The 10,987-nt window shown below is 65.0% G+C and carries 12 protein-coding genes; 9 read left to right on the forward strand and 3 right to left on the reverse strand.

The window, feature by feature from the left end:
* Positions 1 to 483, forward strand: a 483-nt coding sequence (gene cobU / locus EN781_RS13855) for a bifunctional adenosylcobinamide kinase/adenosylcobinamide-phosphate guanylyltransferase (RefSeq protein ID WP_127400065.1), incomplete at its 5' end; no start/stop codon positions are given.
* Position 484: 1 nt separating this feature from the next.
* A complete protein-coding gene (gene cobO / locus EN781_RS13860; protein ID WP_126054055.1) occupies positions 485 to 1,099 on the forward strand; it encodes a cob(I)yrinic acid a,c-diamide adenosyltransferase in 615 nt (204 codons plus the stop codon).
* On the opposite strand, the gene cbiB is transcribed toward cobO, so the two are convergent.
* Positions 1,100 to 2,077: an adenosylcobinamide-phosphate synthase CbiB gene (gene cbiB, locus EN781_RS13865; protein WP_126054056.1), complete on the reverse strand. Its 978-nt coding sequence runs from the start codon at positions 2,075 to 2,077 to the stop codon at positions 1,100 to 1,102.
* On the opposite strand from cbiB, the gene cobD reads away from it, so the two are divergent.
* Both cobD and EN781_RS13875 read left to right on the forward strand, forming a co-directional pair.
* The gene (cobD, locus tag EN781_RS13870; RefSeq protein WP_126054057.1) at positions 2,076 to 3,131 is read left to right on the forward strand and encodes a threonine-phosphate decarboxylase CobD; all 1,056 of its coding nucleotides are present in this window, start codon (positions 2,076 to 2,078) and stop codon (positions 3,129 to 3,131) included. The two genes, cbiB and cobD, sit on opposite strands and share 2 nt — an antisense overlap.
* Positions 3,128 to 3,637, forward strand: a complete 510-nt coding sequence (locus EN781_RS13875) for a tyrosine phosphatase family protein (protein WP_127400066.1) — start codon at positions 3,128 to 3,130, stop codon at positions 3,635 to 3,637. The genes cobD and EN781_RS13875 overlap by 4 nt, the downstream gene beginning before the upstream one ends.
* 10 nt (positions 3,638 to 3,647) lie before the next feature.
* On the opposite strand, the gene EN781_RS13880 is transcribed toward EN781_RS13875, so the two are convergent.
* The gene (locus tag EN781_RS13880) at positions 3,648 to 4,451 is read right to left on the reverse strand and encodes a creatininase family protein (RefSeq protein ID WP_126054058.1); all 804 of its coding nucleotides are present in this window, start codon (positions 4,449 to 4,451) and stop codon (positions 3,648 to 3,650) included.
* Positions 4,452 to 4,507: 56 nt separating this feature from the next.
* Complete coding sequence (locus EN781_RS13885; RefSeq protein ID WP_126054059.1) at positions 4,508 to 4,891, reverse strand: RidA family protein; 384 nt, start codon at positions 4,889 to 4,891, stop codon at positions 4,508 to 4,510.
* A gap of 357 nt (positions 4,892 to 5,248) precedes the next feature.
* On the opposite strand from EN781_RS13885, the gene EN781_RS13890 reads away from it, so the two are divergent.
* The 5 genes from EN781_RS13890 to EN781_RS13910 all read left to right on the forward strand — a co-directional run bounded on the left by EN781_RS13890 (position 5,249) and on the right by EN781_RS13910 (position 10,813).
* On the forward strand, positions 5,249 to 6,253 hold the full coding sequence (locus EN781_RS13890) for an ABC transporter substrate-binding protein (protein ID WP_126054060.1): 1,005 nt from the start codon (positions 5,249 to 5,251) through the stop codon (positions 6,251 to 6,253).
* A 2-nt stretch (positions 6,254 to 6,255) separates the two neighbouring features.
* The gene (locus EN781_RS13895; RefSeq protein ID WP_126054061.1) at positions 6,256 to 7,080 is read left to right on the forward strand and encodes an ABC transporter ATP-binding protein; all 825 of its coding nucleotides are present in this window, start codon (positions 6,256 to 6,258) and stop codon (positions 7,078 to 7,080) included.
* Positions 7,067 to 7,918, forward strand: coding sequence for an ABC transporter permease (locus tag EN781_RS13900; protein ID WP_126054062.1), 852 nt, complete (start codon positions 7,067 to 7,069; stop codon positions 7,916 to 7,918). Before EN781_RS13895 ends, EN781_RS13900 begins: the two co-directional genes overlap by 14 nt.
* A gap of 196 nt (positions 7,919 to 8,114) precedes the next feature.
* The gene (locus EN781_RS13905) at positions 8,115 to 9,413 is read left to right on the forward strand and encodes a cytosine deaminase (protein ID WP_126054063.1); all 1,299 of its coding nucleotides are present in this window, start codon (positions 8,115 to 8,117) and stop codon (positions 9,411 to 9,413) included.
* 2 nt (positions 9,414 to 9,415) lie between these two features.
* Positions 9,416 to 10,813 carry an FAD-binding oxidoreductase gene (locus tag EN781_RS13910; protein ID WP_126059047.1) on the forward strand — a complete coding sequence of 466 codons (1,398 nt, stop codon included), beginning with the start codon at positions 9,416 to 9,418 and terminating at the stop codon, positions 10,811 to 10,813.
* Positions 10,814 to 10,987: the final 174 nt, after the last annotated feature.

Here is a 10,987-nt window from a genome sequence, read left to right on the forward strand (position 1 = left end):
GGCGGTGCGCGCTCCGGCAAGAGCGCGCATGCCGAAACCCTGGTGACGGCGAGTCCCTCGCCATGGGCTTACATCGCCACCGCGGAAGCCTATGACGATGAGATGCGCGAGCGCATCGCGCTGCATCGGGCGCGTCGCGGCGAGGGCTGGGCGACGGTCGACGCGCCGCTCGATCTTGCCGCCGCGATCGAGGCGCTGCCTGACCACGAACCCGTCTTGATCGACTGCCTGACTCTGTGGCTGACCAATCATATGCTGGCCGAGCGCGACCTCGATGCGGAATGCCGGCGGCTTGTGGATGTTCTATCGCGGCCGCGCGGGCCGTGGTTCGTGGTGTCCAACGAGGTTGGCCTGGGCATCGTGCCCGACAATGCGCTGGCGAGGCGGTTTCGCGATGCCGCCGGCCGGCTCAACCAGCAGGTCGCCGCCGTCGCCGATACGGTGCTGCTGATGGTGGCCGGTCTGCCGCTGAAAGTGAAGTGAGATGACCGAGACTGATGACAAGGATGCCGAGCGCCATCGCGCCAAGATGGCCAAGCGCAAGGCTGTTCAGGACGCCGAGGTGGCGGCAAAGACGATCGAGAAGGGACTGCTGATCGTCAACACCGGACCGGGCAAGGGCAAGACTACGGCCGCCTTCGGGCTGGCGCTCAGGATGCTCGGCTACGGCAAGCGTGTCGGCGTCGTCCAGTTCATCAAGGGCAAATGGCAGACCGGCGAGAAGGACGCCTTTGCCGCCTTCGGCGACCGCGTCGTGTGGCATGCGATGGGCGAGGGCTTCACCTGGGAGACGCAGGACCTGAAGCGCGACATCGCCGCCGCCGAGGCTGCCTGGGCAAAAGCACTGGAGCTGATGGCGGATCCGTCGATCAGCCTTGTCGTGCTCGACGAGCTCAACATCGCGCTGCGCTACGACTATCTCGATCTGGAAAAGGTCGTTGCCGCGCTGAAGGCGCGCCGTGCTGACCTGCATATCATCGTCACCGGCCGAAACGCCAAGCCGCTGCTGGTCGAGGCGGCCGATCTCGTCACCGAAATGGGGCTGACCAAGCATCATTTCTCGGCCGGCGTGAAAGCCCAGCAAGGCATCGAGTTCTGATCACATCGTCAGATAGATCAACAGCGCCGACAGGATGCCGAACAGCGCGATCAGCAGCCGGTCGGCCACCTGGTAGAGCTTCAGCGCCTGCCTGATGTCGAGGCTTTCCGCCTCGCGCCGGCCGCCTTCGCCCATGTAGGCATCCTCGACGACGACGCCGCTATAGCTGCGCGGGCCGGCCAGGGCGAGACCCAGCGCGCCGGCCATCGCCGCCTCCGGCCAGCCGGCATTGGGCGAACGGTGCTTCCTGGCGTCGCGCCGCATGGCCTGCCAGGCGTTGCGGGGGTCCGCGCCCTTGACGAAGAAGGCAGCCAGCACGATCAGCAGCCCGGTCAGCCGCGATGCCGGCAGGTTGATCCAGTCGTCGAAGCGCGCCGCCGCCCAGCCGAAGGCCTCATGGCGTGGCGTGCGGTGGCCGATCATGGAATCGGCGGTGTTGGCGGCCTTGTAGGCGACGCCGCCGGCCAGCCCGCAGACCCCGCTCCAGAAGGCCGGTGCGACGATGCCGTCGGAGAAATTCTCGGCCAGGCTTTCGATCGCCGCGCGGGAAACGCCTGCCTTGTCGAGCTTTTCGGGATCGCGACCGACGATGCGCGAGACGGCGATGCGGCCGAGCGTAAGGCCGCCGGTGTCGAGCGCGTCGGCCACGGCCTCGACATGCTCGGCCAGGCTCTTCTGCGACATCAGCGACGATGCCAGGATCGCGGTGATGATCAGGCCTACAGGAAACATCTGCCAGAGCAGGAGCTGCACGGCAAAGGCGATGGCCGCCGGCACCAGTACGATGACAAGCAGAGCCATGACGCCCCGGCGGCGACGCCGAGCGTCGGAATCAGTGGCGCGGTTGAGCGCGCGATCGAGAAAGGATATCAGCCTGCCGAACCAGGTGACGGGATGGCCGATGGCCCCGAACAGCCAGTCCGGGTAGCCGAGTGCCCGCTCAATGACCAATGACAGGAAGGCAATCAGTATCGACATGAAGCTTCTTGATGGAGCGATTGCGGCAGTGGATCACGGCGGATCCCTTGGCCGGGCGAGCGCGCTCTTCCCTCACGCGCCACGGCCTTTCGTCGATCTCTCGACGGGTATCAATCCGCACTCCTATCCAATTTTCGAATTGCCCGCCACCACCCTGTCGCGATTGCCGGAAGCGGCGCGGCTCGGCGAACTTCGCGCGGTCGCGGCCAGCGCCTATGGCGCGCCGTCGGCGGCGCATGTGGCGGCCGCGCCCGGCACGCAGATCCTGCTGCCGCGCGTTGCCTCGCTGCTGAAGCCCGGCAAGGCGCTGGTGCTCGGGCCGACCTATGCCGAGCACAGCCGAGCCGCCGCCATCGCCGGCCATGCGGCGGCCGAGGTCGATGATGTCGAAGCGCTTACCGAGGCCGACCTCGCCGTCGTCGTCAACCCCAACAATCCGGACGGTCGCGTCGTTGAGCGCGAAAGACTGCTTCAGCTTGCCGCACGGCTTCGCGCCAGGGGCCGCCTGCTGGTCGTCGACGAGGCGTTCATGGATGTCGGGCCGGCAGCGGAAAGCCTGGCCGGCGATGTCAGGCAGGGCGGCATTGTCGTGCTGCGTTCCTTCGGCAAGTTCTTCGGCCTTGCCGGCGTCAGGCTCGGCTTCGCGCTGGCCGACACGCTGACGGTCCAGCGGCTTGAGACGCAACTGGGGCCCTGGGCGGTGGCAGGCCCGGCGCTCGAATACGGCATCCGCGCGCTTGGCGACACGCAATGGCAGGCCGCCATGCGTGGGCGGCTGGCGCAGGACGCGGCGCGGCTCGACAAGCTGTTCGCCCGGTTCGGCGCTACCGTGGCCGGCGGCACCACGTTGTTCCGCTATCTGCGCCTGCCCGAAGCCGCCGGCCTGTTTTCGGCGCTGGGTGAGCGCGGCATCCTGCTCCGGCATTTCGCCCAGCGGCCACAGGTCCTGCGCGCCGGACTGCCGGGCGATGAGACCGAATGGCAGCGGCTCGAAGCGGCGCTTGCCGACTGGACCTCATTGCGCGAGCATCGGACGAAGGAAACCAGCCCATGATCCATGTCTGTTCGCTGTCGAAAGTCGAGGAGACCGTGGCGAGAACCGGCGCGCAGCGCCTGCTGTCGCTGCTTGCCGCCGGCACCGACGTGATGCGCCCGGCCTCGATCGCGGCGGAAAACCATCTGCATCTGGTCATGCACGATATTGCCGTCGCGCAGGAGGGCATGACCATGCCGGGCGAGCAGCATGTCCGCGCGCTGCTCGATTTCGGTTATCGCTGGGATCGGGCAAAGCCGCTCGTCGTGCATTGCTATGCCGGCATCAGCCGGTCGACCGCCTCGGCCTATATCATTGCCGCGGCGCTGGCGCCGAAGCGCGACGAGGTCGAGCTGGCGCAGACGCTGCGCGCGCTCTCCCCCTCGGCGACCCCCAATCCGCGGTTGATCGCCGTCGCCGATGCCTTGCTTGGCCGCGATGGCCGCATGATCGCCGCCATCGAAGCGATCGGGCGCGGCGCCGACGCTTTCGAGGGCATACCTTTCGAGTTGAAGATCGAAGCCTGAATCCTTCGAGTTACGGCAGCCAGTCTGCGAGCTTCGCCTTGCGCACATCCCTGACCAGGCTGATGAACCCGTCGGCCTGATGCTCGGCGGTCAGCCGGCCCTTGTCGGGCGTGGCGATCGAGGCGTCGCCAACCACACCGTTCGGGTTGAGGTCGCTGGCGATCCAGGCGAAGGCGTGCGTGCCGGTGTGACGCAGCAGGGCGAATTCCTTCTCGGCGCGGCCGACATTGGAAACGAAGTTGTCGGCCTTGCCCATGTCGACGAGGTCGGGCCGGAAATGCAGCATCAGCGAGGTCTCGACGTCGCCGCCATGGATGCCCTGGCGGTCCTCAAGCTCGGTATACATGCCCGCCGGACGGCCGAAACGCTGCCAGCTCGTCTTCACCGCCAGCATTTTGGTCCGCACGCGCAGTTCGCGCGTGATGATGCCCATGATCTCCTCATTGCCGCCATGCGAGTTGACGACGATCAGCTTTCTCACCCCGGCCCTGGCGATGGACAGGCCGAGCTCGGTCCAGGCATCGACCAGCGTCGTCGCCGGCAGCGTGAGGGTGCCCGGCGCGTGCAGATGTTCATTGGATTTGCCCACCGCCTGGACGGGCAGGATACGGATGTCGAGATCGGCGGGCAGGCGGGCGATCACGGTGTCCAGCATGCCATTCATGATCGAGGTGTCGGTCGACACCGGCAGATGCGGTCCGTGCTGCTCGATCGCCGCCACCGGCAGCACGGCGATCGTGGCTTCCGGATCGATCGTGGCGTATTCGGTGGTCCGGTAGTCGCCCCACCACACGCGTCTGTTCGCAACGGTCATGTCGTGCCTCTTCAAATCATCGCGCCAGACCTAGCGCGGCTGGCATCGCCTGTCGATCATCCGGCGGCGATCACCTCGACCTCGACCTTGAATTCCGGCCGGGCGAAACCGGAGACGATCATCAATGTCGAGGCCGGCGCCGGGCTGGCGAACAGCCGATCGCGCACCTCCATATAGGGCCTGAGGAAGGCACGGTCGGTGACATAGGTGTTGATGCGCACGATGTCGGCAAGGCCAAGCCCTGCCTCGCCGAGAATCGCCGCTACGTTTGCGAAGCAGAGTTCCGCCTGCGCCCCGGCGTCATCCGGAATCTGGTCGTCGGCGGTCATGGCGACCTGGCCTGAACACAGCACCAGACGCTTGCCGGGAGGCACTTCGACACCGTGGCTGTAGCGGGCAAAGGGCGGCTTGATCGACTTCGGCGCGAGGAATCGGAACATGGCAATCTCCTGTCTCAGCCTAATGCATGTCGCCCAAAAGTGTGCAGCGGTTTTGGGATAACGACATGCATGAAACAACAACCTAAAGCGCGTCGCATTAGTGCCGTTCAGGCGCGACGGGCTTTAGGTAAGGCACGATCAAAGACGCCTTCAAGATGGCTGTGCCCATCGTCCTTGCGATTATGGACAGGCGTCCAAAAAATAGGCACGATGCCCTTCGTACAGCATGACCCGTTCGCTCCTCGCAGCGACTGTCGCGCAAGCAGGCGGCCCAGGCGGTGGCATGTGTCTTGCTTCTTGAACCAATGGTGTTGAGCCCGGCGCGCAGCGCGTCGGAGCAAATTGAGGGTGATGTTCATGGTCGGAAAACGGAAGATTTTGGCGGGCGCTGTCGTCCTGCTTGCGGCGGGCACGCTGGGCGCGGCCGCCAACGAGAAAGTCACCTTCGGCACCAATTGGCTGGCCGAGCCGGAGCATGGCGGCTACTACCAGGCGGTCGCCGACGGCACCTATGCCGCGTGCGGCCTCGACGTCACCATCATGCAGGGCGGCCCGCAGGTCAGCGGCCGGCCGATGCTGCTGGCCGGCAAGATCGATTTCTACATGGGCGGCAACCTTCTGTCGGCCTTCGACGCCGTGCAGCAGGGCATTCCGATGCGCGTTGTCGCCGCCGACTTCCAGAAGGACCCGCAGGTGATCATGTCCCAGCCGGGGCAGGGGCTGGACAAATGGGAGGACCTGAAGAACGCCGACCAGTACATCCTCGGCGACGAGGGTGCGCAGACCTTCTTCCAGTGGATGGTGACCGAGCTCGGCTTCGATGCCGCCAAGCGCGTGCCCTACACGTTCAACCCGGCGCCGTTCATCGCCAACAAGAAGTCGATCCAGCAGGGCTACGTCACCTCGGAACCGTTCGCGGTGCAGAAGGCGGGCGGCTTCGTGCCGAACCAGTTCCTGCTCGCCGACTATGGCTGGAATACCTACGCGACCACCGTCGAGGTCATGCAGGACACGATCGACAAGCGGCCCGAGGTGGTGCAGTGCTTCGTCGATGGCTCGGCCAAGGGCTGGTACAACTATCTCTACGGCGACAACAAGGCCGCCAACGACCTGATCAAGAAGGACAATCCGGATATGACGGATGAGCAGATCGCCTTCTCGATCGAGCAGCTGAAGAAGTTCGGCGTGGTCGATTCCGGCGATACCGAAAAGCTCGGCATCGGCGCCATGACGGAAGCGCGTATCCAGAGCTTCTACGACAAGATGGTCAAGGCCAAGGTGGCGCAGCCGGGCATCGACATCAAGAAGGCCTATACGCTGGCCTTCATCAACAAGGGCGTCGGGCTGGACCTGAAGAAGTAACCGTGAAGCTGGAAAAAGTGGCGCAGGCGCCGGCAACGGCATCGGGCGAAGGCCCGATGCTCTTGGCGCTGCGCAATGTCGGCAAGGCCTTTTCCAACGGTGTGACGGCGCTGAGCGACGTTGACCTGACAATCCGGGAAGGCGACTTCCTCAGCCTGCTCGGACCGTCGGGCTGCGGCAAGTCGACGGCTCTGCGGCTTATTGCCGGCCTGTCGACGCCGACCTCGGGGCTGCTCGACTGGCGCGGCAATATCGACCGGTCGAACATCGGATTTGTCTTCCAGGAGCCGACGCTGCTGCCCTGGGCGAGCGTCTTCGACAATGTCTGGCTGCCGCTCAGGCTGAAGGGCGTGTCGCGCGCCAAGGCGGCACCTGCGGTGATGGCAATGCTGGCGCGCGTGCATCTCAACGGCTTCGAAAATGCCGTGCCGCGCGAGCTCTCCGGCGGCATGAAGATGCGTGTCTCGATCGCGCGGGCCATGGTGACCAAACCGCGCATCCTTTTGATGGACGAACCGTTCGCGGCGCTCGACGAGATCACCCGCTTCAAGCTCAACAACGACCTTCTGGAACTGTGGCAGGACGAGCGTTTCACCGTCGTCTTCGTCACCCACAGCGTCTTCGAGAGCGTGTTTCTGTCCAGCCGCGTGGTGGTGATGGCGGCGCGGCCGGGCCGCGTTTACGGAGAGCTTGCAGTCGACGCGCCCTATCCGCGCGACGAGGCGTTCCGCACCTCGCCCGACTATGCCGCGCTCTGCCGCCAGGCGTCCGACGTGCTGGTCAGCGCCATCAACTCAACCGCTGGACCGCACCATGACGGCCATTGAAGACACAGCCCTAAAGCTCGATCCCGAAGAGGCGCGCCGCGTCCGCCAGGCGCGCCTGGAACGGATCGGCAGATGGGTGCTGCCGCTGGCGATCATGGTGCTGGCGATCTGGCTGTGGGACCGCATCTGCGTCTGGAACGAGATCCCGCAATACATCCTGCCGCGCCCGGGCGTGGTGCTGCAGACGCTGCGTGACGATGCCGGGCTGCTGTTCTCCTCGCTCCTGGTGACGCTGAGGATCACCTTCCTCAGCCTGCTTCTCGCCGTTATCGGCGGCGTCGGGCTGGCGGTGCTGTTCGCGCAGTCGAAATGGGTGGAGATGTCGTTCTTCCCGTTCGCCATCGTTTTGCAGGTGACGCCGATCGTCGCCATCTTCCCGCTGATCAACATCTACATCAACAACCAGACGACCAAACTGCTGCTGTGCGCCTGGATCGTCGCCTTCTTCCCGATCCTCTCCAATACCACGCTTGGGCTGAACTCCGTCGACCGCAACCTGCGCGACCTGTTCAAGCTCAACGGCGCGACCCGCTGGCAGCAATTGCGTTATCTGCGCCTGCCGGCGGCGATGCCCTATTTCCTCGGCGGTCTGAAGATCGCCGGTGGCCTGTCGCTGATCGGCGCGGTGGTTGCCGAATTTGTCGCCGGGGCGCAGGGGCAGTCGTCGGGGCTCGCCTCGCGCATCATCGAGGCCGGCTACCGGCTCAACGCGCCGCGCCTGTTCGCGGCGCTGTTCCTGATCTCGCTGACCGGCATCCTGATCTTCCTGGTGCTGTCGCTGGTGTCGCATCTGATCCTGCGCCGCTGGCACGAGAGCGCGCTGAAGCAGGAGCGATAGGGTGGGCGACGTGATTGTGATGTTGGCGCCAAGCACCCCCCTCTGTCCTGCCGGACATCTCCCCCTCAAGGGGGGAGATCAGCCTTCATTTCGGGTTTCGCCAATCACCGACATTGCAGGACGAGCGCTGTCGGCGAAGTTGCCAATCTCCCCCCTTGAGGGGGAGATGCCCGGCAGGGCAGAGGGGGGGTAAGCCTTGATACCGGCCTCTGGTTCTTACCATCTCGCCAATGTCCGCGTTCACCAATCACTGACGCCGGGCCTCGCCGCAATCTTCGACAGCGACGGCTTCGCGATCGCCGACATCGCTGTGACCGATGGCAGGATTTCCAGCATTGCGGCACGCGGCAAATCGAAAGCGCCGGCGGATGCCATAGACCTTGGCGGCCGCATTGTGCTGCCGTGCTTCGTCGACTGCCACACCCATATCGACAAGGGCCATATCTGGCCGCGCAAACCCAATCCCGACGGGACTTTCATGGGCGCTCTCAATGCCACGGGCACCGACCGCGCCGCGCGCTGGAGCGCCGAGGACGTCGCCCGGCGCATGGATTTCTCGCTGCGCAGCGCTTACGCGCATGGCACCAGGGCCCTACGCACGCATCTCGACAGCGTCGCGCCGCAGGAAGAGATTTCCTGGCCAGTGTTCGAGACGATGCGGGAGAAATGGCGCGGGCGTATCGAACTGCAGGCCGCCTGCCTGCTCGGCATCGAAGGCGTGCGCGACAAGGCCTGGTTCGAACGGCTGGCCAAGCGCGTCGCCGCAGCCAAGGGTGTGCTCGGCGTCGTCACCTATATGGTGCCCGATCTGGAAGAGCTCCTCGACCGGGTGTTCGGGCAGGCGATCAGGCACGGGCTCGACCTCGATTTCCATGCCGACGAAACCGACGACGTCGCCGCCATGTCGCTGAAGAAGATCGCCGAAGCTTCGCTGTGGAACGGTTTTGAGGGCAACATCCTCGTCGGCCATTGCTGCTCACTGGCGCGCCAGCCCGACCTCGCAGTGCTCGATACGCTGGACAAGGTGGCGAAGGCCGGACTGGCCGTGGTGTCGCTGCCTATGTGCAACCTCTATCTGCAGGATAGGCGCGGCGATAACACCACGCCACGCTGGCGCGGTGTGACACTGCTGCACGAGATGAGGGCGCGGGGCATCCCGGTAGCGGTCGCCTCCGATAACACGCGCGATCCCTTCTACGCCTATGGCGATCTCGATATGCTCGAAGTCTACCGCATGGCGACGCGCATCCTGCATTTCGACCATCCGGTTGGCGACTGGCCGCAAGCAGTGGCAGCGACGCCGGCGAAGGTGATGCGGCTCGACGGTTTCGGCACGCTCGCTGCCGGCGACAGCGCGGATTTCATCATCTTCAAGGGGCGGAGCTGGACCGAATTGCTGTCGCGGCCCGAATCGGATCGCATCGTGGTGCGCGACGGCAGGACGATCGAGCGCCGGCTGCCCGACTATGCCGAACTTGACGAACTGATGGTGTGACGATGGATATTGCGGCGCTGAAGCGCGACCTCGATGGATTGAAGATCGACGACCATCCGGCGATCGTCCAGCAGAAGAGCCGCGATTTCTACTGGTACAGCCCGGTGCTGAAGCAGCAGCTCGATCATGTCACCGGCGACCTGATCGTCACGCCGAAGACCGAGGATGAGGTGATCCGCCTGCTCGCAGCCTGCCATCGGCATGGCGTTCCGGTGACGCCGCGCGGCAGCGGCACCGGCAATTACGGGCAGGCGATGCCGCTGTCGGGCGGCGTGGTGCTCAACCTCGCCGAGATGAACGCCGTCCAGGCGATCGCGCCGGGCCGTGTCGTGACTGGACCGGGTGCGGTGCTGGCCGAGATCGACAAAGCAACGCGCGCCCATTCGGCCCAAGAGCTGCGCATGTCGCCGTCGACCTACAATACGGCGTCGATCGGCGGCTTTGTCGCCGGCGGTTCGGGCGGCGTCGGATCAATCCGCTGGGGCGGCTTGCGCGACCTCGGCAACGTCATCCGGCTCAGGACCGTGACGATGGAGGCCGAACCGCGCGTCATGGAACTGACCGGCGAGGAGGTGCTCAAGGTCATGCACGCCTACGGCACCAACGGCATCATCACCGAGGTCGAGATGCCGCTGACGGCCTCCTATGACTGGATCGACGTCATCGTCGGCTTTGACGATTTCATGGACGCGGCCGGCTTCGGCAACGACCTCGCCATCCAGGACGGCATATTGGCGAAGCTGATCACGCCGATCGCCGCGCCGATCCCCTACGACTATTTCAAGCGGCACCAGAAATTCTTCCGACGCGAGCAGAGCATCGTGGTGTGCATGATCGCGCCGCATGCGATCGATGCCTTTGTCGCCTTCGTGAAGAGCGGCAAGGGCGAGATCGTCTTCCGGGCCGACCAGGAGGCCGATCTCAAGGGGCTGCCGCCGGCCTACGAGCTGACATGGAACCACACGACGCTGCGCGCCATCCGGGTCGATCCGACGATCACCTATCTGCAGGCCCGCTATCCATCGCCGGATCATCTCGCCCACGTCAAGGCGATGGTCGACCGCTTCGGCGACGAGGTGCCGGCGCATCTCGAATTCATCCGCTTCGACGGCGCGATCGGCGCCGCCGGACTGCCACTGGTGCGCTACACCACGGAAGAGCGGCTGGACGAGATCATCCGCATCCATGAGGACAATGGCTGCTGGATCTTCAATCCGCACCGCTACACGCTGGAGGAGGGCGGCATGAAGCGGACTGACGATGTCCAACTCGCCTTCAAGCGCGAGACCGACCCGCAAGGCCTGCTCAACCCCGGCAAGATGATCGCCTGGGAAAATCCGGACTATGATTACCGCTCGAGCAAGTCGTTCCTGTTCAAGGGGCTGCAAAAGGCGGGGTGAGACGATGACGGGCGTTTGGCGCTGCACCCCCCTCTGGCTTGCCGGCCATCTCCCCCTCAAGGGGGGAGATTATTCGCTCCGCCGCTTTCGCCAATCTCCAACGTTGCAAGGACAGGCGTGGCGGAAAAGCTGCCAATCTCCCCCCTTGAGGGGGAGATGGCCGGCAGGGCAGAG

This window comes from Mesorhizobium sp. M4A.F.Ca.ET.090.04.2.1 (genome assembly GCF_003999085.1).
Taxonomy (GTDB): Bacteria; Pseudomonadota; Alphaproteobacteria; order Rhizobiales; family Rhizobiaceae; genus Mesorhizobium.